The following is a 25,811-nucleotide window of genomic DNA, read 5'->3' on the forward strand; positions in this document are numbered from 1 at the left end:
GGTCAAGGGGACTGCTGTCTAAGGTTGTAGGGAAACCTACTATGAGAGTAAGTAACTTTTTGGTAATGTCTGTCAAATCTCATGCACGTGCTTGTCAGACCATTATCTCCTTACTGGCGAAATCACAAACACTACATATAGCGTATAGGTCAAGAGGTCAGTAATTGGGATTTGACTAGCTAAATAGTTGGTTTGCTCCTACGATCCCTTGAATGCGTCGAATCTATATCTGGGGTATGTGCTCTAGTTCTGTACTTGTACAGGACTAGAGGCAAAAGCGGCTCAAACTCGAAGCCCTCAACCCCAAATCTTTGATTGGTTTGTGGGTAATTCAAATGGTCAGCATTGACTAGTGCCTGAAAAGATGAAAAAATAAAGGCTGTGAGCAGGAGGTTTCTAGATGCTGTTAAAGTCCACCACTCGTCACGTCCGAATCTATACAGCAGAGGTAAAAAATAACGAACTAGTCGGGAGCGATAATGTCTTAACCTTAGACATTGACCCCGATAACGAATTCAATTGGAATGAAGACGCTCTACAGCAGGTTTACCGGAAGTTCGATGAGTTGGTTGAATCCTACAGCGGATTTGATTTGACCGAATACAACCTCCGTCGTATCGGTTCTGACCTAGAACACCTTGTGCGATCGCTTTTGCAAAATGGACAAATTAGCTACAATACGGAAAGCCGAGTGATTAATTACAGTATGGGATTGCCCCAAGTAGAACCTGAGAATTAGGCAGTAGGAGATGGGCTGACAAGCTACTTTCAAACCAAGTCACGACGGGAGCGAATAACTCAAGCGCCTGTCTGCCTTCATCCCCCGCCACACTGTAGCTGGTTTACTTGAGGTTCTCATGCTTTTAATCAATCCCTTGCTTAGTGCAAAGAAGTAAGTCGTGGTAGCTTAAAAGACTAATCTTGTCTACAGAAAAAAAATTCAATCCTTGGAGTTATAAGCCTTGGTGGTGCCAACCCTGGTCAATCCTATTGACCGGAGGGGGCATCATCTTAAGTATCTGGGTAGTTTTCAAAACCCTCTGGATAACACTACTCGTTGCTATGCCAATTCTGCTTTGGTGGACGTACTTTTTGCTGATCTGGCCTGAGCTAATCAAGATTAGTGCTATGAGTGAGGGGAACCGGTCAATATTGCGCAATGATTAATACATAAAATTAATACATAAAACTTAATGCTGACCTTCCCCATAGACCATAGGGTAATCATTGCTGCGAACGAATGTTTCAGGGGAATTCATTCACTATTGACGTAAATCATTAACCAGCCCGTAAGTCAAGCGCTACAATCTGTAATCAATGGGCTGATTTTGGCACTTCCTTTGTTGGCACATCACTCCTTCAAAGAAAGCTGTGCTAATGTTAACCCGGTTCCATCAGGCTATCTTTAGCAGCAAAGAGTTTCATGGACAATCCGGCGGCAACGCTCCACTGCCCAAACCATCAATGTCAGGCTCCCAATCCCCAGACCAACAAGTTCTGCCAAAAATGTCGCACGCCGCTGCTCAGACGATACTTGTGGGCTATTGGGTCAGGCATAAAAGCCGCTCAACCGGGAGAAGTTATTGCTAAGCGCTACCTCCTGATTCATTCTCGTGTTCTTTTAGATACTCAACCAGCGGTACCGCCAGAGACCCCACTAGAGATTCCTCAAACCATAACCCCATACTTGAGACTGGTTTCCTATGGATTACACCTGCCTCAAGTGTATGGTCTGCTAACACCTCAGCCAAGGCATAACAAAGAGATTTGGTTACTCGAAGGAGTACCAATTCAGGCAACAGGGAACATTAATACTCTTGGACAACTGTCACCAGAACTCACTAGCGTCTGGAAAGATGCCTCACCAGTACGCCAACTCAACTGGCTGCAGCAATGGGCTTCACTGTGGCAACCTTTGAGCCGAGAAGGGGTAGCGTCTAGCTTACTGAAATCAAACCTGGTGCGGGTGGAAGGAGCCTTGCTAAGGTTGTTGGAATTGCAGCCTGATCAAACGCCAGCACCAACCTTAAAACAGCTGGGTCAGCTGTGGTCACAACTGCTTGAGGGGGCTTCCCCTGTTATTAGTGAGTTTTGCCAACAACTCTGTTCCCAGCTTACAAAAGGACAGATACAGACATCAGAGCAGCTGTTAGCATTACTGGCGAAAGGGTTGTTTGAATGCCGGTCATGGCAATCGAGAACCTATAAGACTCTCACTCGTACCGATACCGGTCCGGGTCGTAGCCACAATGAAGACGCTTGCTACCCTCCTAGTGGTAAGCTAATTAGCTCTTCAAGAGGTAAGGAAGCTTTGGCAATGGTTTGCGATGGCATTGGTGGACAAGCAGGTGGTGAAATTGCCTCCCAACTGGCGATTGACACTCTCCGACAACAGCTCAAACAACTTCCAGCTAAACTGAAGGTGTGGAACCCAACCACTCTAACCCTGGAATTGGAAAAAGCTGTCTGTGCTGCCAATGACTCCATTAGCCAACGCAATGATCATGAGAACCGATTTGATCGGCAGCGTATGGGAACAACCTTGGTCATGGCTAGAACCCATGCCCATGAAATATACATTACCCATGTCGGGGATAGCAGAATCTATTGGGTGAGTCGCCATGGTTGTCACCAAGTTACTCTAGATGATGATTTAGCGTCTCGAGAGGTGCGGCTTGGATATACCCTTTACCGACATGCTCTACAACAACCAACATCTGGTGCCCTAGTGCAGGCTTTAGGCATGGGTTCATCAACCACACTGCACCCGACTGTACAGCGCTTGGTGTTGGATGAAGATTGTGTGTTTCTGCTGTGTTCTGATGGTCTTAGTGACAATGACCGAGTCGAGCAGTACTGGCAAACAGAAATCCTGCCCATTCTCGACGGTCAAATTGATTTGAAGAAAGCAGCAGAACGCATCATTGAGCTTGCTAATACCAAAAACGGACACGACAATGTTACGGTGGCGTTGATTTACTGTCAAGTCACACCAAGCCAGCCTTCCTTGCCAATCCAACTATCACCGCCACAGCTAGAATCCCTTCCCACTCTCGAGACCAACAATACTGTAATGTTCGTTAAGAGTGATCAGCAACCCGCTTCTACTGATGAACAAAAAACAGCGTTGCTCACACTTAACCTCATGGAAGAGGGGGATGCCTCTGGTGACCAAAATCCTACTTATTCAGCTTCAACCTCTCCTGAGAAGACTGGGAGACTGTTGTTGGGCATATTCGTGCTGTTGGTCTTAGGAGGGGTAGTCGTTTATCTGTTGAGTCCAATGTTGAGTCCAAAGGCGAGTGGACAGATAAATCGCTTCCTGAGTGGGGTTTTGAGTCTCGGTAAGGAGCAAGAAATAACCCGTTCTAAAACCCCTACACAGAGTCCAGAAACTAAACCTCTCCCAGCACAAACCCCTGACTCCGCGACCAAGGCTCAGTCAGCTGCCTTAATTAAAAAGCAAGATACTATTATTAGAACAGTAGGTCCAACTGTACAACTTTTGGTTAAGCCTCAAGAGCAATCAATCCTTGGGAGAGTTCCTGCTGGTAGCGTTTTGCAGGTTATTACTAGAACAAGGTATCCTCAGGAAGAGACTTGGTGGATTAAATTAAGAGTTTGCTCACCTGGAACCGAACAAACTAATATTCCATCGGATATTCCATCGGATCAAACGGCTAGCTCCCCCAAAGTTGGCTCATCTTCAGAACCGTTAAACTCTCAGCAGACTAAACCCTCTGCTACCTTGGTGTCACAGGGACAAGAAGGGTGGATAAGAGAAAAGGAGATTTTACCTATGATGGCTCGTAATTTTACACCAACCCCAAAACACGCCACTCAATGTCAGACAAAGACGCCTCCGTCTAGTACCCCTAAACCTCCTGAATCTCCCTAAGTCTTGAGAAATTAGTTATTAGCTTATCGCTTTTAATTTTTAGATCACCATTGATTCTGACTAACCACTCAACTCCTCAACTAAGAACTGGAAACTAATGATGTCCTACTAATGACCAATTCCTCATTATTGATAGCGCCAATACCACCCAAGACTCGATAGAGTGATCAAAACATCGGTATATTCCCTATAATGATGAACCTTTAATGTCTGGTATCGAAAATCCTTGCCTCAGTTTAGCGATCGCTCGTCTATCTGCCGCTGGCAGAGAAAACCTGGCTATCTGGGTGCTGAAAGCTCCTTACCCAGGGGGTATGGTTCATCATGATTCTACTTGGTCTGAATACATGACTCAGTCCTGGCTGGCTTGGCAGGAAATGTTTTCCCCATTTTCAAACCATGTGCCGATTAGTGGTCATCACAACCAGTATCCCACAACTTTGCTCTCAGAGAATCAAAACGGTGCTACAGGTCCGGAGATTAGCTACAGTGGTCGTTTGATGCAAGGTTTGGGCATTGACCTGTGGCAGTGGCTGTTTCAAGGCTCAATTCGCAATGCCCTCGAACGAAGTCAAGGCATTGCCTTGGGACAAAATAAACCCCTTCGCCTGCGCTTGGAAGTCCGCGCTCCAGATTTCATTCCCCTCCCCTGGGAAATTATACAACCCATGGCGGGTAAACAGGCAATTTCCCTTTCTCAGCAAATCCTGTTTAGCCGCACAACTAGTGATGTAGACGCCCTCGAACCCCTGCGCTCCCACCAGGCTCTCAATATTTTGTTAGTTCTAGGAGAGAAGGTTCAAAAATTTAATGGTTCGACTACCAATTTGGATCTCGAAAAAGAAGCGGCTACCTTGGTAAATGCCCTTCAAGCTGGTAGAGCCGCTCAAACTTCTAGGAACCAATCCGTTCCACCAGTTACCTGCAACGTCTCAAAACTAATACAACCGACACCAGCTGAACTGATTAAAGCACTGGAAACCGGTGCCTATAACATCCTATTCTATGCCGGTCATGGTGAAAGCGCACCAGACGGAGGTTTGCTATTTTTACGCTCGGATGCGAAAATTAGTGGTACGGAATTGGCTCAGGTTCTGGTGCGCACCCAGGTTACCTTAGCTGTATTCAATGCCTGTTGGAGTGCCAAACCTGACCAAGTGAATTCCCAAACCATTCCCCGTAGTAGTTTAGCTGAGGTGCTCATTCACCAAGGTGTTCCAGCAGTTTTGGGGATGCGGGACTCCATTGCTGACCAAGAAGCCGTGAGTTTTATTAAAGCATTCGCCCAAGCCTTGGCAGAGCGGATGCCCATTGACCATGCTGTAGCTGTGGCCAGACAGCACCTGTTGACCCTTTACAAGTTTAACCAACCAGCCTGGACCTTGCCTATCCTTTATATGCATCCTCAGTTTGAAGGGGAATTAATCCAACCGGTGGGAGAAGGAATTACAGAACTGCCCACCATCACCTCAAGCTGGGTTGAAAGTCCTGCCCCAACGGCATCTTTGCGTTCGATTGGAAAAACCGATCAGGTCTGGCCGATTCGAGGTGGAGTGATGCGAGTGGGACGCCTACAATCTTACAACGATTTGGTGATTCCCGAAGTTTGTGTTAGTAAGCAACATGCTGAAATTATCTGCCGTGATGCTTTCACTGACCAAGGCTCGGATCCAACTTACTTCTTGAGGGATTTTTCTCGTAATGGGACGAGAATATTAATCGATAATGGTTGGAAAACCGTTCATCATCAGGAAGTTCAGCTAAGGTCGGGTATTCAGCTTAAGTTTGGTGGTCCTCGTGGTCAGATCTTCGAGTTTATTATTGACTCCCCAGAATCTTGAGTCGGACTATCCTCGTGCCGAGGATAAAGTGCAGCTTATGCTGTTAACTATGCTGTTAACAATGGAAGTTTCACGCTAAACACTGCTTAGAGTCAAATTGCAACTAGTGGCTGTCTACCTAAGAGCTTCTCTCAATAGCTCACATAGATCACACATAAGTTGAGGAACGAAAGTGGTGTTGCCATGGGAATTAAACACGCGCTGAGAAGTCCAGATTATTTTTTCAGCTGTTGCGGAACTTCCTCAAAAATTGATGTAGCTATTTTATGTCAGGTTTCATCTACTAACCCAAACAGGAGGGGCATTATGAACAGCCAAGCTATTCAATATCAAGAACATCAACAATCATATTTTGAGGATACTTCGGTTCAAATCCAAGAAGAACTACTAGAATTACTATTACAGCCAGAAGAGGAGTTTTATCCTTGGGATCCAACTCATCCAGAAGCAGAAGCTTATTTTGCTAAGCTAGAAGCAGGTTTTTACCTGGACGAAATCCAAGATCACCAGGAAATTGCTCAGGAATCTCTTGCCTTTTTTCAGCGACTAAATCAGTGTTGGGAATTACCGCTCGAATCAACCATCGAATCAACCATCGAATCGAGCATCGAATCCACCATTGACTCGTTGAAGGCAGCTTTAGCTAACGGATGTGCTTCTTGCATGCCTCCAGAATGGCTCGAAGCGATCGCTTCGAGAGCTCAAGAGGTTGTTCACAAGAACTTGTCCTTAGCAGAGCAACTTGTGCTTTGTGTCAAGCCATTGTTACAAAACTGGACAGAAGACGATCTATTGGTGTTAGCTCGTCCGTGGGCTTACGCCATGCGCAGTAGCTCAGACTCCATGAATGTCAGTGGTTCAGTTAAATCTGAACAGTGGCACTCTTTGTCTTCTATAGAACAAGTCCGCCTAAGCCTAGAAGTAGCTCATTCGGCTCTGTTCGAACTCAACAATCACACTAGTAACTAATCATCTCACTAATCATCTCACTAATCATCTTAATTAATTAGTATCGTAATTAGTGATTAGCGTAATTCGTAATTAGTGATTAGCACCAAGCTGGGTTTGAACCAAAAAAACCGTTTGCTGGTTCTGTCTTTGCCTACATTAATTATAATCCGGACATGATAGTTATCCCAAGTTGCATTGATATGTAGCACCATTTACTCCCATCTGCTCATGTGTGTTTTCTACCGTCTACCCAATCCAGAATGCACTTTTATAGCGGTTTTCAGGTTTTTATTCTCGAATACAGCTGGTGATTGCAGTGGGAATTTCCCAGAAGCTAATATGTATTCTACTGAGCTGGAAACCGCTATAAATTTTTAGTCTACTCAACTAACAATCGAAGTCAAGGTAGCGCAACTTGGTATTGCCATCAATGTATTGCGTATTGCCATCAATCAACCGAACCAATTCTGACCTTGAAACCAGACTACAGGGAGGTCGGTAACAGTGGTAGTAACAGAGTGACAAAATAATACACCAAAGGGGCAGTGAACACATAGCTGTCTGTTCGATCTAAAATGCCACCATGACCAGGAATTAATTGCCCGGAATCCTTGACACCAGCATCCCGTTTCATTAAGGACTCCGTTAAGTCTCCTAAGAGGCTAGCTACACCAATGATTACTCCGAGCATCATGCCACTCAACTGCCAGCACGGCCAATTCAGATACCAAGCTCCTGCGATTCCTACAGCAATACTACTGACAAGGCCAAATATAGCGCCTTCCACAGTTTTTTTAGGACTGATCATAGAAAGGCGAGTGCGACCAAAAAATTTTCCGAAGGTGTAAGCTCCGATATCTGCTGCCCAAATACAGCTAAATGCTAGGAGAGTTGTACTTAACCCAGCAGGTAGGTGACTCAGATTTATCGAAAAATTAGACCAGTATCCACTCCCGGGTAGGTTGGTAGCGGCGACTGTAGCATCTCTAGCTAGGGAGGACGTTTCAGTCAAACCTACTCGCAGACGGACCCAATAGCCGGGCAGATAACCACCATAGAGTAAACCCAATATGGAAGCCCCAATATCCGCAATGGTTGCTATCTTGGGTTGGAAGAGTAAGTAAAAGCAAATAAATGTTCCAGCAATGGGAAACACCGCATCAGCCAGGGTTGGTGAAATGGTAGCTGTAATTAGTAGTAGCTGAGACACAAACATGGTGCTTTTGGTTGCTGGCACCATGCCTTTCGCTTTTACTAGTTGAAAAAGTTCTAACTGACCTAAATAGACAATGACACAGAAGCCGATGGTAAAATACCATCCCCCAAGTAAGATCATCCCCATCGCCAGGGCGATCGCAACTATTCCACTAAAAATCCGTAACCAGGGCATATGACGTTTTTTTTTGACACTCCTGTTCTGACACAAGAACAGATTATTTATATTATTATTGTTAATTTTGTTCCCTGAATGGGTCTATTCCTTACTCTAACTTCTCTCCACTAAGAATAAAAATGGGGTTAACTGCTGCAAATGTTTGATAATTCCCCCGTGTCTCTAGGCGATTGACGGCTGACTGAACGACTTCGATATTGCGAGCCTGTAACTCCGCTAAGCCTTCTGAGATGGCATAGAGTCCTTCTAGATTGTTGGTGGTTGCGACTATCCTCCCTGGAGATTGTAGGTAGGGCCAGACTTCTTTGAGTAGAGTTTTGATTGGTCGTCCTCCTTCAAGGCAAACTCGGTGGGGTTTCAATGGTAGATCTTTGAGACATTCTGGGGCGTTACCTTCGATGACTTCTACGTTGGTGACATTAAAGCGATCGCAATTGTGTCGAATCAGGTTGGCTACTTCTTCATCCCGTTCTACGGCAATAATCTCACTTTTGGGACACAGTAGTCCAATTTCTACAGGAATGGTACCGGTTCCAGCACCGATGTCCCACAACCGGTCTTGGCTTCCTAGTCGTAGAGCAGAAATGATCAGCAGCCTGACTTCTCGCTTACTTAAGGGAATACCGGGTAGGCGTTCAAAGAGGTGATCTGGGATTCCAGGAGTAATGTATGGCCAAATTGGGGATGACATTTGTGGTATTTAGGTTTCGGGGTATTTTTTTTCCTTTAGTTATTTTGATTTATTAAACTAACCACTTGAGGTATAGAACACATAAAGAGTATTATAAATACAGCGATTCGTTACCTGTTAGGCTATTTTTTTAAGTTTAATCGACACAGTAATCGACTAAAACGATTACTGTGTCGATTTTTGATAGTTTTATAATTTATTTTTTATCCTAAATAGGAGCTCAATATTATTACAAATTAGCATCCCTTTGTACGAAATAACCATAAATATTTACAAATATTATAGCCTTGATCATACTTATGAGGTACATTCAATTTTATTCCTATTAAGGGAAACCCCCAATACCGCTTTGCAGCGCTACTCCCTACTCCCTATTCCCATTAAGCCAGGACGAGGTACCTCACCTAATTAGTCAATGATGACGTTTAGGGTTTGGAGGCTGGGGTCGCTACAACCGGTAATTGAACCACCTAAGCTGAGAATTTTTTGGAGGTATTCAATAGTATTTGATTTGATTTGTTCTCCTGGCATTAGGGCTGGTATTCCTGGTGGATAGGGACAGATTAATTCGGCACTGATCCGGTTTATGGTTTCGGTTACCGGTAGGGTTTCGGTGGCAGCAAAGAAGGCTTCACGGGGGGAAAGTAAGGGTTGCAGGTTGCAGATTGCTGGTTGCCAGTTACAGAAGACAGGTTGCTCGGTGGAGGAATTGTCATGATTTTGGGCAAGTTTGGTGAAAGCTTGTACAAGTTGCTGAATATCGGTTTGGGTATTGCCTAGGCTAATGATAAAGGTTAAGTGTTGAAGTGTTGGTAACTCCGCTATGACACCAAGCTGTTGATGAAGAACTTCATCGGCTTCAAATCCACTTAATCCTAATTCGGTCACTCTTACGGTTAAGCGAGTTGGGTCTAGGGCTTGGAATTTTAGGGGTTTTATCGGTTCTAAAACTGATAATCCTGGAAGAAGGCTGATTTTACTTCTGGCATCCTGGGCTAGCTGCAAGGTACGACTCATCAGTCGTTCTCCATGGAGTGCCATTTGTTGTCGTGCGGCATCTAGGGAAGCGAGTAGTAAATAACTGGGACTGGTGGATTGAACTAGTTGTAATGCTTTACTCAAGCGCTGAGCATCAATGCGATTGCCCTGAATGTGCAACATCGATGCCTGTGTCATGGCACCGAGTACTTTATGAGTTGATTGTACGGTTAAATCGGCTCCGGCTGATAGGGCATCCAGGGGTAAATCGGGATGGAAGGCAAAGTGAGGTCCATGGGCTTCATCCACCAGTAGGGGAATATTATGTTGGTGAACTATTTTAGCGATCGCTTTTATGTCACCACAGATTCCTTGATAGGTGGGATAGACCATCATCACTGCTTTGGTGTCCGGATGTTCAGTCAGGGCTTGGTTAACTGCACTTGGGGTTATGCTATAAACCAAGTCAGTTGATGGGTCGTATTCGGGGTTAATAAAGATGGGGATAGCACCACACAAGACTAATCCTGCGATCGCGGATTGGTGGATATTGCGCGGTAATAGGATTTTGTCCCCGGTATAACAGGTGGCTACTATAGCAGCCATCACCCCACAGGTGGAACCGTTGACTAGGAACCAAGTTTTTCTAGCACCAAAGGCTGCTGCTGCTAGGTCTTGGGCTTCTTGGATTACCCCTTCTGGAGCAAAAAGATTATCTAACTCCGGTAATTCTGGCAAATCAGCCCTAAATACTGATTTTCCCAGCAAATCCGCTAATGGCTCTGGTATTCCCTTGCCTTGTTTGTGTCCTGGTGTATAAAAGGCCGCATGGGGCTTGTGGGCTGATGCCCGCAGAGCGTCTAATAAAGGTGTCTTTTCCTGAGAAGGTGGTCTATTATTCACAAATTTTTCCCCATGGCTCTAGCTTATCAAAAATTGAGCCAATTTTAAACCTTTGTCAGGTTAGCAGGGATTAAAAACCAGTGTGCTAAGGGAATCGCGAAAAACTATATCCCTCATGGACAATAAAGGAATTCGTGGCCTAATAATATAATCAAGTAAAAAAAATATCAATTCAAGTCAGGTGGGCAAAGCAATCATTTCATTAATACTCATTTGAACCAAACTGTTTTTGCCCACCCTACAAGTAAGACTTCCCCCGATTCCCGATTCCCGATTCCCGATTCCCGATTCCCGATTCCCGATTCCCGATTCCCGATTCCCGATTCCCGATTCTTGATTTCCTGTTCAAAACTAATGGGATTCAGGACTAACGACCAAATCCTGATAGTACCATCCTCCCCACCACTAACTAGAGTGTTTCCATCGGGGCTAATGTCAACTGACCAAACCCAGCCATCATGTCCAGATAGAGTGCGCAGCAATTGTCTACTGTCTACATCCCATAGCTTGATAGTTTGATCACTACCAGCACTAGCGATAGTTTTGCCATCGGAACTAATCGCAATGGATAGAATTGGTGCGGAGTGACTTTCGAGGATAGCTAATTCTTCGCCACTGTTAATATCCCACAACTTGACGATTTTATCAACACTAGCAACTAGGATGTTGCTATCTTCACTAATGGCAAGATCAGAAATCTGACCAGGTTGTTTTGAGATGGTTTTCCGCAATTCTAGGGTGGACAAATCCCAAATCTTGATGGAACGATCTGACCCGCCACTGGCACTAACCAAATGTTTTCCATCGGGACTAATGGCAACAGCAGTAACCCAGTCGGAATGATCGGTAATGGTGCCTAAAGTTTTGCCAGTGAGGAGATCCCACACCATAACGGTCTTGTCAGGAGAGCCACTTACTAGGATTTTGCCATCGGGACTAATTGCGATTGATCTGACTATACCCGTATGTCCTTTCAAGGTACGAGGTGGTGCTCCAGTTTCTAGGTTCCAGATATTAATTTGTCTTTCTGTTGCGGCAGCGAGACGTTTACCATCAGCACTGATTACTAGAGAACTGGGCGTTCTGGTAAAGTCTTTGATCGTCCTCTGTAGCCTACCATCCCTGAGATTCCAAAACTTGATGGTTTTGTCTTTACTGCTGCTAATTAGGGTTTGGCTATCTGGACTAATGGCAAGAGAATTAACATCTGACCGATGACCTGAAATTAGTTGAGTCAGCTGAGCCTCTTGCCACGACTGGGCTAGCAATGGTTGTTGATAATGTGAGCGTCCTAGGGTTACCGGATAGACTATCCCTGTAGCCATAGTTAAGATAACCGTAGTGCTAGATATAGTCAACAGCGGGATTAATCTTTCACTAAACATTAGTTGGATTGTCATTACTCCTTCATCCTACCAACGCTAATCCATCACCACGGGGTTCAGATGCCGCTACCAAAACCCCTGACTGATGCAAGATTACTTGACCTTTACCAAAATTTATGCTATCGGCCATAACCTGAATGTCATGACCCATCTCAGCTAGCTCCAGAGCAATATGACGGGGTACACTCTGTTCCAACAGGACTTGTGACCCATCCACAAATCGCCATCTGGGAGCATCTAGAGCAGCTTGAGGATTCATCCCGTAATCTGCCAGATTAACCACTACCTGTACATGTCCCTGAGGCTGCATGGGACCTCCCATAACTCCAAAGGGCCCTAGAGGTTGACCATTTTGAGTCAGAAAACCGGGAATAATGGTATGATATGACCGCTTACCTGGTGCGACTTGATTAGGATGACCGGATTCTAGGGTAAACCCCAAGGCTCGGTTTTGCAAGGCAATCCCAGTGCCAGGAATAACAATCCCACTCCCAAAGCCTTGAAAGTTGGATTGGATAAAGGATACCATTAATTCCCCATCTGCTGCTGCTAGATAAACTGTGCCACCTTTGGGTAAACCGGGTTTTGCTAACGCGATCGCGTTTTCCCCAATTAACTTCCGGCGTTCCCTGGCATACCCATGGTCTAATAGCGTTTCGATTGGGAGTTCCATAAACCGAGGGTCAGTGATATGGCGATGAACATCAGCAAAGGCTAGCTTCATGGCTTCGATTTGTAGATGATAGCTTTGGGCTGATTCACGGGGATAGTGGCTTAAGTCAAAACCTTCGATTATATTCAATGCCATTAATGCCGCCATCCCTTGGGTGTTGGGGGGAATCTCCCATACGGTCAGGTCACGATAGTTAGTTGAAATCGGGTCTACCCACTCAGCTTGGTGAGTAGCTAGGTCAACTTTGGTCAGCACGCCACCAGTGCTAGCGGCAAAGTTTGCGATCGCATCAGCAATTTCCCCTTGATAAAAGCTCTCACCACCACTGTTTGCGTTCGCTTTCAAGGTCTTAGCATGATCGTTACTCCCCCATACCTCCCCAGCTACTGGTGCGCGCTGGTTAGGGAAAAATACCTGTTTAAATGGTTCAAATTCTGCTCCGGTCAGGGGGAGGTACAGAGCTTCCGCTTTTTTCCAAGCTCTTGCGGTGACTGGGGAGACCGGAAATCCAGCTTCGGCGTATCTAATCGCTGGGGCAAACAATTGCTCAAAGGGTAGCTTTCCCCACCGTTGCCACAAACTACGCCATGCTGATACCGCTCCTGGCACTGTTACCGATAACCAGCCGATAGCAGGAATGTGACTCATGCCAGCAAAATGCTCAAGGGTCAGGTGTTGAGGGCTTTTGCCAGAGCCATTGATGCCATGGAGTGACCCATCCCATACTAAAGCAAAGGCATCAGAACCGATACCATTGCAGGTAGGTTCAACCACTGTCAACGCGATCGCTGTGGCTATAGCAGCATCTACGGCATTGCCTCCAGCCCAAAACATTTCCATACCAGCTAAGGTGGCTAGGGATTGGCTGGTGGCTACAGCAAATCGATTACCCATGACCACTCTTCGTCTTGATGGGTAGGGATAATGGGTTAAGTTACCCTTGAGCATAATTTTCTCTGGTGAACTATTATCTAGTTATTTTATAGAGAAGCTGCATAACCCCTAAGCTTGGGTACTAAGTAACTAATGAGGTTTACTTCTACTTAGTTGTTTGAGCTATGAATGGATTCAAGTTAGGAGTTAGGCTAAAGTGCTACTACAAGCTACGGTAAATAATCAATGCCTACTAACAACTCAGATAACAACTCAGGTATCAAACCGTTTTCGACATCTATTTATTTAAAAGACCGCCAAGGTAATAGGGGGATCGATCCGGTTTTTGAGTCTAATTCTAGATTAGAGGGTTTCATGGCACATCTAGTCGAGTCTGAGCCAGACAGGAGCGAAGCCGAGTGGGCTCGTTGCTTCTTATATCAGTTGAGACAAGCATCTGGTATTTACCGGATTTTATCCATGACTAATCCTCCGATAGTGGTGATTAGAGCTTATCTGTTATTGTTAAGGTTATCTGATCAGCTCTTATTCAATTACCTACAGTTTGTTTGTTGGTCTGCAGCTCAAGCGATCGCTCATCAGTTAAGCAAATCTTATAATCTTGCGTTACATTATCCTGTAGAAGAATGTTTCATCATTGCTAGTGAAGCAGCCAGCCAGCCAGCTAAACTCCTCAGAGGATTTAATTTTTATGCTAAGTCTTCTATCAATGCCTATGCTTTCAATGCCCTCAAGCGAATTATTAGAAATCAAGTCGCCAAGGAACTCAGGTTAAAATCTATCAAATTTTCGGATTATGGCTTGTTGCGATATTTGGATAAAACCGAACTTGAGCAAGCACTTAATAACTATGGAATCACTAATCAATATTTAAAATATTATCGTCTGGCTTGGCAATCCTTTAAAGACTACTTTAACGAGATGTATCCTCCCAGCAGCAAGGGTAATCCTCGCCATAATTACCCAATTAAATTCCTAAGTCAGCAACAGCTTCACCAAATTGCTATTCGTTACAACCAGCAGTTAAATCGGTTAACTACAATGCTTAATTCTGAGTTAACAAGTGCTGATTTTGAGAGGAATAACCCTAAAAGAAGAGATTCAGATTGGTTAAGACAAGTAGTACGTTACTCAGCAATCAGCAATCAGCATATGGGCTACGCCCACCCTACGCGAACAGCAATCAGCACATGGGCTACGCCCACCCTACGCGAACAGCACATTGAAGAAATGCTAGCCATTTGCATCCAAGCGGTGCGGATGTCTCAACAGAGGAATTCAGTATCTTTAGATGAGTATGGGGAAATTACTGATATAGCATCTAATCCTTTAGAGGTGGTAATCCAAGAGGAAGAAAAGGATGAGTTGAATCAAGTCAGGACTATTGTCTTAAAAGAATTTACGGCTTTAGATCAGCTAGCTCAGAAATCCCTAAGACTTTGGCTTGGTCTAGGCATCAATCAACAAGATTTTATCGAGCTTTTCGGGTTGAAAAAGCAATATCAAGTGGCTCGCCAGTTTCAACGTTATTTTAAACGGATTTTGAAGGCAGTCGTAACCTTTTATTTTCAGGATGCTATGAGCACAACTCTAACCTCCCAAGACATCAAACAGCGCCTTAATCAAACCACTCAAACTAACTATATTAATAACTATCTCAAATCTTACTTAAGTGCTGATAGTCAAGAATTATTTGCTAAAATTATTGATAAAATTTATGATGAAATTGTCGATCAAATAATCACGACAAAGCTTAGTAATATAGAAAAAAAACAACTAATTAGCAGCAACCAGATTTTAAGGGAATTAATTCAACCAAAATTTGAGGTAGTGATTGAGAAAAATTTTGCTATAAAACTGATTAAATTCAAATCAGCTAAGCCAGCGAGCGCTAAATTTATTGAGCGGTGGCTCCAGCAAAATCAGGCACTACTAGAGCAATCCCAATCAGGAAACAGGCAAAAGCCATGTAGGCAAAGTGAAATCTGAAACGTGAAAGGTTAAAACACCAAATATCCCAAATACCAATTAACGATTAACCAAACAGGAGATGAGTCAATGAAATTACGTTTAGAGGATTTAGCTTGCCTACACCCAGACCAAGTATTGATAGAATTCTCCCCAGAAGAACGAGAACAAGCATGGCAACAAACCCAAGCTCAAGGTTATTCTAACCAAGCTGCTTATTGGCGAGCGTATCTGAATTGTCTCTGTCTGAATACGTTTTTAAGTTATCTGGACACAGAACCAAATTTAACCAAACCAAATTTAACAGAACCAAATTTACTAGAAACAGCACTAGACAAAGCACTAAACAAACCACTAGATACACCACTAAACAAACCATTAGTATGGCCAGAGTTGGGGGATTTACCAAGTTTCTGGGACGTAGTGAATGGTACAGCTGTTGAGCTAAACCAGATGCGACTGGTATTAATTCCTAGTGAAGAAATCAATTTTACAGCGTTGCGAGTACCGCGAGAGTGGGTTGATATTCCTGAGTGGGCTAGTCATTATTATGTGGCGATGCAACTGAATTTAGAAGAATGCTGGTTACAGGTGTTGGGATACACAACTTATCAACAGTTACGTGATCATGGTAACTATGACATCATCGATGAAACCTACGCTGTGGATGCGGTAGATTTAATTGAAGATTTGAATGTGATGTGGGTAACGGAAGAACTTGCTCCTAGTCCCAAACTGCTAGTAAAGCCAATGCCAAGATTATCCTCTGATGAAGCAACAACGTTAATCAAGCAATTGAGCCAGGAAACTCCTTATTCTCCGAGGCTAGATATTCCTTTTGCTAAGTGGCAGGCACTGGTATCAAATTCTAAATGGCGCAAGGAATTATATAAACAACGTTCCCTAGTTTACTCTCGTAAGCCATCTATAAACTTACTCTCATGGCTGGATAATTTCCTGGAGGCTGGTTGGCAAACTGTTGAGGAAATTCGATCAGGTAATGGTAACCCTAATCTAACCTTAGCTTACCGGTCTCAACCGACTCGTTTGAAAGATAGTTTGAACGGTAATTCTTCAGCATCTTCCCCCTTTACCGAAAATATCCCTGAAGCTGTGACCGCAATTATTAAACTATTAAAAACCAATAGCAGTAAACAAACTAACTTACCCGCTATAGAATTATTGGGTGAAATTGGTCATAGTAACTTAGAGGCGATCGCATTGCTTGCTGAGATGATCAATACTACTGACGATCATGACTTACGTCGCCAAGCCGCTGTCAGTTTGGGAAAACTTGACCCAAATCATCCCCAAGCTGGGATTAGGCGAGTTAAGATAATTGATTTAGAAATGCAACTGAATGGGAGCAAAGTAGCATTTATGGTTACTTTCATACCTGAAGCAGATGGGGGAATTAATGTTCACTTACGGGTGTATCCTACTAAGAGTAAATATCTAAAACCTAATCTCGAATTGCTAGTACTTGATCAGCAGGGAGAAATTTTCTTGTCGGCTCAGTCGAGAAGTGCTGATAATTGGATCCAACTAGAGTTTAATGGCGAAAGGGGGGATAGGTTTATAGTAAAACTGGTACTGGGAGATGCCAGCTTTTCCAAAGAGTTTTTCCTGTAACCTATCTTGGGTTAAAGGTTGTATGTCAGAATGTAGAAGCCAGAAGCCAGAAAGCAGAAGCCAGAAGCCAGAAGGCATAATATATAATTATAAATTCCCCGTTTTTCATAATAAAATTAAAAAATACTAAAAATAAATTAAATAATACTGAATGAAAAATGACGACGAGTTTAGTAACATTAAAAATAGTCGATGGTGACTTTAAACAGGGGTTTCTAGTTATCCTAAAAATTGGGATTGATCCCAATGAAAATAATTTAATGGCTAGAGAAATTGATGGTTGGTTACCACCAGCACCTCAGATTAACCAATTGTGTGACAGTTGGCTCTTAAGCTATCGTGCTCAAGGGAGAATCAAAGTGCATCGGAAACTTATAGCTCCCCCAGAACAAATAACCAACTATTCAGTTATCAACTCAGCTCAGGATTTACAAGAGGCGATCAATAATTGGCTAAATTCAACCGATAGAAAGTTTCAACGCTTCCGGGATCAAGTGTTAAAAGCTTTATCGAACCATGGCAAGATTCGGTTTATTATTCAAACTAATAATATCAAACTTTGGCAACTGCCTTGGCATCTCTGGGATGTCTTGTCCGATTGTGATATTGAGGTTAATTTCAGTCCTTCAGAATTTCCAGTATCCTCAAAACAAATCGACCAATATAGAAATAGAGTAAGAATATTGGCAATTCTAGGAGATGACACCGGGATTAATATCCAGCATGATTTAGCATTACTCCAGGAGGAATTACCGAATGCAGAAATTGTCCCCTTAATCAGTCCCCCCAAAAAAAAATTAAGCCAGGAATTATGGGATAAAAAGTGGGATATATTGTTTTTTGCTGGTCATAGTTTTACCCATAATAATAATTGCCAAGGACGGTTTTACATCAATCAGGATGAAAGCATTACCATTGAGGAGTTAAAGTATGGTCTAATCAATGGGATTAAGAATGGTTTAAAGTTGGCTATTTTTAATTCCTGTGATGGGTTAGGATTAGCAGCAGAATTGGTTAGTTTACCAATCTCGACAACCCTGGTAATGCGGGAACGGGTGCCAGATGAGGTAGCTCAGAAGTTTTTGAGGTATTTTCTCAACGCATTTGCCACAAAGAAAAAATCCATATCGGATTCAGTGTGGGAAACCCGGAAAAGATTGCAGGAGGAGGTAGAAGATAACTATCCCTGTGCCAGTTGGTTACCAGTGATATTCCAGAATCCTGCTCTGGAACCACCAACTTGGGACGACTTGACTCAGGGATCCTATCTCAAGGATAAACCCAAACTCTCAAGGGTTTTACTGGTAAGTTTGATTGTCACTATCGCAGTGATCACAATGCGATCGCTTGGGCTGTTACAAGGATCAGAATTACATGCTTTCGACCATCTCATGGCTCTGCAACCACCTGAAAAGCGGGATGAGCGGGTTTTAGTAATTGCGGTGGATGAACCAGATATTCAGTATCAGGACAAGATGGGTTGGTCTAGGAAAGGGTCATTATCCGATACGGCCCTGGCACAACTGTTGCGGAAACTCAACCGTTATCAACCGCGAGTGATTGGCTTAGATATTTATCATGATTTCGAGTTTGAACCCAACTTAGCTACTCAATTGAAACAAAATCCCCGTTTCATTGCGGTGTGCCAAATGGAAAGTAATGATCAGCCTGGTATCGCTTCACCACCCGGTATGGCATCACAACAGATTGGCTTTAGTGATTTGCCTCGTGACCCAGATGATATTATCCGCCGCCAACTTCTAGGGATGAGCTTAGGGATTAACTCTTGGGATACTTGTAATACTACTTACTCTCTGAGTTTACAAGTCGCTCTGAATTACCTAGCCCAAAAGGGAATCCCGCCGATGAAGAGAAATTCAGCAGGGGATGTAGAAATCGGTGATGTGGTGTTTCGGAAATTCGCACACAATGCTGGTGGGTATCAGTTAAAGCCAAAACATGCAATGGGATATCAGATACTCCTTAATTATCGTGCCAAGAATCCCAAATACGTTCATCTTCAAGACTTACTCAAGGGTAAACTGGACTCCCAACTGCCGGATTTAGTCAAGGATAATATTGTCTTGATTGGGGTGGGTCAAGATTCAAAGGATTTACACCGGACTCCCTATACTAAAGGGCCATGGTCTGACAAAATACCTGGGGTTATGGTTCAAGCCCAGATGAGTAGTCAGATTATTAGTGCTGTTTTGGATAAGCGACCCTTGCTCTGGTGGTTGCCACAGTGGGGGGAAGTGCTTTGGATTGGTAGTTGGTCTGTGGTGGGAGGCCTATTAGTTTGGCGTTTACATTCCCCATCCTACTTGGGAGTTGCTGTTTTTGTTGGTATCAGCCTCTTATCTGGAGTCTGTTATGGTCTCTTACTCAAAGGGGGATGGATACCCTTTATACCATCAGCCTTGGCGTTAGTGGCAACCAGTGGAGCCATCGTAGTTTATAGCATTTTTAAATCAAATGTAAACAAGGATGACAGTTTTTTATATTACCAAAAATCCCTAGATACTTGATTAGCTCTTGCTTATTGCTGTTGGCATCTAGCCTTTACTAATCGCGATTATGTTTACATCTCAAATGTAAAGGCTATAGCGGTTTTCAATTAGGTGAGGTACATGTTTTGAGGGAGCAGGGAGCAGTGAAGTCATAATACGTAAGAGCTAAGAGCTAAGAGCTAAGAGCTAAGAGCTAAGAGCTAAGAGGGTAAAAATATTGTGTACCTCATTAGAATAAAAACCGCACTAGATTTCTGATCCAAGTCTTTTTGATAAAAACGTTATTTGTTTAAGATTTAGTGAATTTTACTTCAACTAGAGCAATTAGTCCGGATTGACATGTAATACTGTTTTTGGCAAATAAATCAGCCATCAAGGTTAATTACCTCATTTTTATCATAGCTACCAACCTGAAAGCGTCAACGAAAAAACACCCAGACCAAAATTGATAAGAAATGTAAAGGCTTGCGTAAAATCCCTTGGCAAGGACTGATAAAGATTATGGAATACTTTAAAAAAATTAACGTTTGTCAAACCTCTCAGTATGTATAAAATAAAGCTAGCGTTGTACAAACCTTCCTTGATCTTGGCCCTTGCCTGGGTACTAGTTAATTTCACCATTTACCCTCTACGAGCGCGTTCGCAGTCTGTTGCTCTAAACAGCAACTCTGTTAGGGATAGTTTATCCGAATCCGATACCCCATCAGCTCAACCAGATGTAGACTTTGAGGGTGATGGCAGAACTGATCAGATCACAACAGCTGGAGGAGGTTTATATTTCCTCCCACCAGACGTCACTACACCAAATGCGACACAAAATGAAAGCTTTGAGGATGTGGGCAGACCACCGAAACGGACATCAGGAGCAGACCGTGGTCTGTGTTCGGATCAGCTGATTGCTATAGTCCCTGGTAGTAGCGAGATTGTCGAGACAACGGGAAACTGTAGTAATGATGCCAACAATGATTCCAACTCTTTCTTAGCACTGACCTTAGCTGAGTCTCCTACCTTTTGGTTTTATGTTCCTGAACAGTCTACTCCTGAACTAACGGCGGAGTTTGTACTGCTCGATCACAACCAACAGGCTCTACTAGTCGAATCTATTCCGTTATCTGGAACTCCTGGGATTGTCAGTGTTCCGTTGACCGAACCCCTAGAAACTGAACAGGTCTATCGATGGCAGCTCTCTGTTGTAGTTAATCCCCAAAACCCCTCTGGGAATCCCACGGTGGAAGGATTAGTCAAACACATCACACCAGACTCTACCCTAAGTCGTAAGCTAAAGGCTGCTACTTCCCTACGGGAGCGTATTGCTATTTATGCCAGTCACGGTATTTGGCATGATGGGATGACAGCCTTAGCTGAACTACGGCAACAGAAACCAGAGGATTCTAGGTTAGAACGGGATTGGCAGGATTTCCTAGGTTCGGTGGGTTTGCGTGCGATCGCATTCAAACCTCTAGTTGATTGTTGTACAGCACAGGGAGTAGGGAGTAGGGAGTAGGGAGTAGGGAGCAGGGAGTCGGGAGTCGGGAGTAGGGAGCAGGGAGTCGGGAGTCGGGAGTCGGGAGTCGGGATCAACAATTATCACAATTCCTACACCGATCCCTATATAGCACTACGCATTAAAGTTAGGACAAGCCTCCCCATCTCCCCATCTCCCCACACCTCCCCCAATTCCCGATTCCCGATTCCCGATTACTTTGTGGTAGTTCTGAGGAAGCTATCATCAACAGGCAACTTTGGAGCTTTGAACAGTGGACAAGAATTGAGAAAAACACGATCAGCGAGCCCGTGGGTGGTGCATTACTCAGCATTCGTTTAATTTGAGTTAGGTCACAGGGTCGAAGCCTGTGCCACAAAGCTGATAGCTGATAGCTGATAGCTGATAGCTGATAGCTGATAGCTGATAGCTGATAGCTGACCCCGATTCCCGATTCCCGATTCCCGATTCCCGATTCCCGATTCCCGATTCCCGATTACAGCCAATTTCCCACTAAAACATAGGCTCCCCAGTAAAATGGAGCTTGATAACCAGGTCTTTTTAAAAGATTAACTTGAGCACGGCGCAAGGCTTCAGCTTTAGTAACCGTTGCGCCAGAAGCAGCTAATTCTTCGTAAAAAAATGTCATCAGTTTAGCGGTAGATTCATCATTAATGAACCATAGGGAAGCCAGAGTACTCCTGGCTCCTGACTGAATCGCTACCCCGGCCAAGCCTAAGCTAGCGCGACTATCGCCATCGGCAGTTTTACAAGCACTCAGCACTAGTAATTCAATTGCTTCTAAACTATTGTTACTTCTGTTCTGGATGACATTGCTTAAATCCTTGATATTGATTCGTTTATCCCACGCCAGCAGAAAGGTCTCTTCTGGTACTGAACTAAACTGACCATGAGTGGCTAAATGCACCACAGGAAATGGCACTGAACTGATTAACTCTTGCCATTTCTGACTGGTAAAGTCTTGATTGAGCAATTGCTGACTCGGAATTTGGGATTTAATTTCCCCTAATTCTGTTTTAACATTGGGTAGGTTAGCGAAACCTTGATGATCAGGCAAATCCTCCCGGATCTCTGAGAGTCCAAAAGCTAAGGCATTTAACTCTACTTGAGCTAAGGGTTTGGGCTCTAGTAGACTCAAACCAGGAATGAGTGCGATCGCATAGCCTTTTTCTACTATATACTGTTCACCATCATGAAGGGTAGCCATGGGAACATTGCGAAAGCCACCATCAAGAACAAATACTAAGGTTTTCACTTGATTGGCTTCGAGCAACCCTTCCGCCGGTCGAATTAACCAGTCATAAACCTGTTGGGATAAGGCTAGACTGTTTTTAGAAATAAAACGTTTTTCTAGCTGTATACGGAGACTTTCTAAGGTTTGCTCAAGTTTAGCTTTAGGTAAAGCAGTGGTATAGTGAATAAATTCTCCTGATTTTGGTAATTTCACGATCACCGCTAACCGGTCATCGAGAATAATCGGATAGACTAATGCTGCACTCGGATCGATTTCTTGCTCGGCCAATTCCACAATGTCAGAAAGGTTACACCCCAGAAAATTCTCAATTTGGGCTAGCTGCAGAGAGTCAATTGCTTCGGTAGCTTGCTTGAGCTTGTTATCTGAAATCGGGTTATCTGCAATCCGGTTATCTGAAATCCGTTTATTTGCGATCGGTTCAGCGCTTTGTTCGTCTTTCAAGAGTAAATCGACTAATTCTCGATAGACTTGCTCAACATTTTCTCGAAAGGAAAACTGCACATCTGAACTAAGAGCCAGTAAATCTTGGCGGAGAGAATCTAGGGTTTTGACAGTGGCTTGGTAAGCGGTGATTGCTTCTTCAGTTTTTCCCAGAGCTTTATAAATTCGTCCTAACTGCCATTGCCATTGATAGGCAATGTCATCGGATTGAATCCCTTGAGCTATGGTGAGGGCTTTTTCGGTAAATTCTTGAGCTTGATACCATTGCTGAGTTTGTTCATATAGCTTACCCAGGGTACCGAGGGCATAGGATTCCGCTCGTTTATCGTCTAAAACTTGAGCCTCTTGGACAGCTTTGACTAAACTATGGGCAATTTCGTAAGGCTCAAGGTTCAATGATGACCCCTGAAGATTATCTTCATCCTTATTCGATTTTAGCTCATAGCTGATCAGGCTTTCCACAAAATTGATTTGAGCATAGATTGCTGTTCGACTAGGTGGTAATTCAGTAATCTCGCTGTTGAGTAATTCCTTGACTTGGTCATTAATTTGAGATTTTAACTCTTGGATATTTGACCTTTGATTATCCTTATTGTTTTCAACATTAAATGTCTCTAACCAATTGTGGTAATCAATGAGTAGACTTAATCGGTGTAGTTTTGGTTCAATGTCTAAGCTAGTTGATTCTGATAATTTGCTGGACTCTTGAAGAGATTCTTGATAGTATTTTCTAGCATGATTAAACTGCTCAATAACCTGTTCTTTAACTTCTTTTTGTTTAACTATCAGGTTGGTTCTGGTGTATAATTGTTTATAGTGGTTGTACCAAGAACGTTCTGTATGCCCCAAACTCAGTAAGGTTTCTCGCTTTTGCAGAGGAGGTTGAGCTACTTTCAAACTTGCCTGAAGCACTTGCTGAGAGTGGTTCAAGTCCCCGAGGAGACGGAGACTATTCCCAAGGCTACGTAAGCCCAGGATTTTAATCTGGGGATCAGGGGTTTGTTGAAAGGTTTGCAGCACCGTTTCAAACCGTTCTTGATTGGACAAATCGCAATTATTGTCCAGCTTTAAGGCTTGTAATAAGGTTTTACAGGTGCGACGGTGAAGTCCTAAGGCTTCCATCGCTTGAGCTTGATTAATTAGGGTACCTGTAATGCCAATGTCATCCTTTATTTGTTGATAAATCTCAGTAGCCAATTGCCAGGCTTCTAGAGCAGTGTCTGGTTGTCCTAAGGCTAATTCTAGACTACCTAGGGTGTTGAGAGCTTGGGCTTGGATTTGCTGGTAGTCTGGGGTATCCCGGAGATCTGATCCGGTCTCTAACAGGTTGAGGCTAAATGCGATCGCATCTTCGGCATCAAACCACTGTTGCAGTTTCTGGTAAGCCAAGGACAGATAACTCAAAATCATGGCCTGATGTAGTCTATCCCCTTGGGATTCATAGGCTTGTGCTGCTTGTTCCCAAGTGCTTGCTGCTTGACTAAACTGACCTTTGGTGTATAGTGCTCTGCCTTGTTCCACTAATTCTGACGCTGACCAATCTTGCGGAATTGGCTTAACAGTTGTGGGATAGGATAAGACCGGGAGGATGCCAATGGGGAGAACTAAATTTAGGAGAAAAAAAATTAGGGCTTGGGTGCCAACTAGGGTCGGGCGAAGCATGGGAACGCTAAATCTAGGGTTTCTATTAAATTATCTCTAGGATAGACTATGGCTTTTCATCGTAAGGCTTAGCGTAGGCCACAGCCGACGCTAAGTGATCCCATGGTTGTTTAACAGTTAGGCTTTCGCAACGGTTACCCAAAAGGAACATTCAACGCGCCATTTTTATTCAGCCATTGGCACTGTTGAGCACTTAAGCCTTTAGCATCGGTAAACACTGCACCTGCTACCTCACAGTTAGAGAAATCAACACCATTCCAAATAGTATTCTCCAAATTAGCGTACTGTAAATCAGAATTTTTAAGATTAACCTTAGATAAGCGAGCGCCTTCTAAATTTGCAGAAAATAAAGACGCTTCAGTTAAATCAACATCCTTTAATAAGGCATTTTCCAAACTTGACTCCAGCAACTGAGCACCACGCAAAATTACCTCGGTCAAATCAGCAGCTCTGAGATTAGCAACAATCAAATTAGCAGAGGTTAAATCTGCTCTGACTAAACTAGCACGGCTTAAGTTGGCTCGTTCCAAATCAGCACCAAGCCACTTAGTATCCATTAACTTAGCCGCTTCTAAGGTAGCTAGATCAAGACTTGCTCCACTGAAATTAGCCTCAGGGAAATTCACAGCTCCTAAATTGGCCATCTTGAGATTGGCATTGATAAAGGTTATCCCTTTGCCAGTTGCTTCTCTCAAATCAGCCTTTTGCAGCTGAGCTAAGGACGCCTCAACCCCATCTAGTCTTGCTCCACACAGCTTAGCTTTTGCTGCCCAAGCCCCTCGGAGATTCGCCTCCTCCAAACCAGCACGAGTCAGTTTAGCTTCTGAGAGTTGGGCATAAACCAGAGTGGCCCCGGATAGCTTGGCCCAGCTGAGATTGGCTTGATTAAAGTCTGTCTCTTGACAAGACGCTCCTGAGAGATTGGCATTACGTAGGTAGGCATGGGCAAAGTCAGCCTTATCTAGATTCAAGCCCTGTAAATCAATATGACTCAGCTCGGCTTTCTGTAACGACAGTCCTTGCTTAAGTTGTTTAAGAACTTGATTAGTAGTTAATAATGTCATAGTATTGCTTATACAAAACCTGTAGTCAGTTCGTTTTGTATCTAATCTAACTTTATTTTCACACAATATGTGATTACAGCAATAATCTTTTACATAAATACATTGAGCGTTTGAGGCATAGGAGCAGTCAAAGTATTAGGGAATCGGGAATCGGGAATCGGGAGTCGG

General features: G+C 43.7%; 19 protein-coding genes. 10 read left to right on the plus strand and 9 right to left on the minus strand.

Annotation, left to right across the window (positions count from 1 at the left end; translation table 11 throughout):
* Window positions 1–400 precede the first annotated feature (400 nt).
* From F6K57_RS06380 to F6K57_RS06400, 5 genes are all read left to right on the plus strand, one after another.
* Entirely contained in the window at window positions 401–739 is a 339-nt protein-coding gene (locus F6K57_RS06380) for an NAD(P)H-quinone oxidoreductase subunit M (protein ID WP_071102827.1), read from the plus strand.
* 251 nt (window positions 740–990) lie between these two features.
* Window positions 991–1,167, plus strand: coding sequence for a DUF6737 family protein (locus F6K57_RS06385; RefSeq protein WP_324293478.1), 177 nt, complete (start codon window positions 991–993; stop codon window positions 1,165–1,167).
* 256 nt (window positions 1,168–1,423) lie between these two features.
* The gene (locus tag F6K57_RS06390) at window positions 1,424–3,898 is read left to right on the plus strand and encodes a protein phosphatase 2C domain-containing protein (protein ID WP_293065858.1); all 2,475 of its coding nucleotides are present in this window, start codon (window positions 1,424–1,426) and stop codon (window positions 3,896–3,898) included.
* 206 nt (window positions 3,899–4,104) lie between these two features.
* Entirely contained in the window at window positions 4,105–5,739 is a 1,635-nt protein-coding gene (locus F6K57_RS06395) for a CHAT domain-containing protein (protein ID WP_293028537.1), read from the plus strand.
* Between the two features lie 306 nt (window positions 5,740–6,045).
* The gene (locus F6K57_RS06400; RefSeq protein WP_293028540.1) at window positions 6,046–6,708 is read left to right on the plus strand and encodes a hypothetical protein; all 663 of its coding nucleotides are present in this window, start codon (window positions 6,046–6,048) and stop codon (window positions 6,706–6,708) included.
* Between the two features lie 466 nt (window positions 6,709–7,174).
* On the opposite strand, the gene F6K57_RS06405 is transcribed toward F6K57_RS06400, so the two are convergent.
* Both F6K57_RS06405 and cbiT read right to left on the minus strand, forming a co-directional pair.
* Window positions 7,175–8,080, minus strand: coding sequence for a phosphatidate cytidylyltransferase (locus F6K57_RS06405; protein WP_293028543.1), 906 nt, complete (start codon window positions 8,078–8,080; stop codon window positions 7,175–7,177).
* Between the two features lie 91 nt (window positions 8,081–8,171).
* Entirely contained in the window at window positions 8,172–8,774 is a 603-nt protein-coding gene (gene cbiT / locus F6K57_RS06410; protein ID WP_075897007.1) for a precorrin-6Y C5,15-methyltransferase subunit CbiT, read from the minus strand.
* Window positions 8,775–9,021: 247 nt separating this feature from the next.
* Here cbiT and F6K57_RS06415 point away from each other — a divergent pair, with 247 nt between their 5' ends.
* Window positions 9,022–9,186 (plus strand): hypothetical protein, encoded by a 165-nt coding sequence (locus F6K57_RS06415; RefSeq protein ID WP_293028549.1) that lies wholly within the window; start codon window positions 9,022–9,024, stop codon window positions 9,184–9,186.
* Here F6K57_RS06415 and F6K57_RS06420 read toward each other — a convergent pair.
* The 3 genes from F6K57_RS06420 to F6K57_RS06430 all read right to left on the minus strand — a co-directional run bounded on the left by F6K57_RS06420 (window position 9,183) and on the right by F6K57_RS06430 (window position 13,661).
* Window positions 9,183–10,655, minus strand: a complete 1,473-nt coding sequence (locus F6K57_RS06420) for an aminotransferase class I/II-fold pyridoxal phosphate-dependent enzyme (protein WP_293065863.1) — start codon at window positions 10,653–10,655, stop codon at window positions 9,183–9,185. The genes F6K57_RS06415 and F6K57_RS06420 overlap by 4 nt on opposite strands.
* Before the next feature lie 209 nt (window positions 10,656–10,864).
* Complete coding sequence (locus F6K57_RS06425) at window positions 10,865–12,055, minus strand: WD40 repeat domain-containing protein (protein ID WP_293065866.1); 1,191 nt, start codon at window positions 12,053–12,055, stop codon at window positions 10,865–10,867.
* Between the two features lie 7 nt (window positions 12,056–12,062).
* Window positions 12,063–13,661, minus strand: a complete 1,599-nt coding sequence (locus tag F6K57_RS06430) for a gamma-glutamyltransferase family protein (RefSeq protein ID WP_293065869.1) — start codon at window positions 13,659–13,661, stop codon at window positions 12,063–12,065.
* A gap of 171 nt (window positions 13,662–13,832) precedes the next feature.
* On the opposite strand from F6K57_RS06430, the gene F6K57_RS06435 reads away from it, so the two are divergent.
* The 4 genes from F6K57_RS06435 to F6K57_RS06450 all read left to right on the plus strand — a co-directional run bounded on the left by F6K57_RS06435 (window position 13,833) and on the right by F6K57_RS06450 (window position 21,221).
* A complete protein-coding gene (locus tag F6K57_RS06435; protein ID WP_293065872.1) occupies window positions 13,833–15,596 on the plus strand; it encodes a hypothetical protein in 1,764 nt (587 codons plus the stop codon).
* Window positions 15,597–15,665: 69 nt separating this feature from the next.
* On the plus strand, window positions 15,666–17,207 hold the full coding sequence (locus F6K57_RS06440) for a DUF1822 family protein (protein ID WP_293028564.1): 1,542 nt from the start codon (window positions 15,666–15,668) through the stop codon (window positions 17,205–17,207).
* Between the two features lie 158 nt (window positions 17,208–17,365).
* Window positions 17,366–19,735 carry a CHASE2 domain-containing protein gene (locus F6K57_RS06445; protein ID WP_293065874.1) on the plus strand — a complete coding sequence of 790 codons (2,370 nt, stop codon included), beginning with the start codon at window positions 17,366–17,368 and terminating at the stop codon, window positions 19,733–19,735.
* 526 nt (window positions 19,736–20,261) lie between these two features.
* A complete protein-coding gene (locus tag F6K57_RS06450) occupies window positions 20,262–21,221 on the plus strand; it encodes a DUF928 domain-containing protein (RefSeq protein ID WP_293029761.1) in 960 nt (319 codons plus the stop codon).
* Here the strand turns inward: F6K57_RS06450 and F6K57_RS06455 are convergent.
* From F6K57_RS06455 to F6K57_RS06470, 4 genes are all read right to left on the minus strand, one after another.
* On the minus strand, window positions 21,177–21,308 hold the full coding sequence (locus tag F6K57_RS06455; protein ID WP_293029758.1) for a hypothetical protein: 132 nt from the start codon (window positions 21,306–21,308) through the stop codon (window positions 21,177–21,179). The two genes, F6K57_RS06450 and F6K57_RS06455, sit on opposite strands and share 45 nt — an antisense overlap.
* 245 nt (window positions 21,309–21,553) lie before the next feature.
* Window positions 21,554–21,706: a hypothetical protein gene (locus F6K57_RS06460; RefSeq protein WP_293029756.1), complete on the minus strand. Its 153-nt coding sequence runs from the start codon at window positions 21,704–21,706 to the stop codon at window positions 21,554–21,556.
* Entirely contained in the window at window positions 21,697–24,579 is a 2,883-nt protein-coding gene (locus F6K57_RS06465; RefSeq protein ID WP_293065878.1) for a CHAT domain-containing protein, read from the minus strand. The genes F6K57_RS06460 and F6K57_RS06465 overlap by 10 nt, the downstream gene beginning before the upstream one ends.
* 134 nt (window positions 24,580–24,713) lie before the next feature.
* Window positions 24,714–25,643: a pentapeptide repeat-containing protein gene (locus tag F6K57_RS06470; RefSeq protein WP_293065881.1), complete on the minus strand. Its 930-nt coding sequence runs from the start codon at window positions 25,641–25,643 to the stop codon at window positions 24,714–24,716.
* Between the last annotated feature and the right edge of the window lie 168 nt (window positions 25,644–25,811).

Origin of the sequence: Moorena sp. SIO4A5 (assembly GCF_010672005.1) — a bacterium.
Lineage (GTDB): Bacteria > Cyanobacteriota > Cyanobacteriia > Cyanobacteriales > Coleofasciculaceae > Moorena.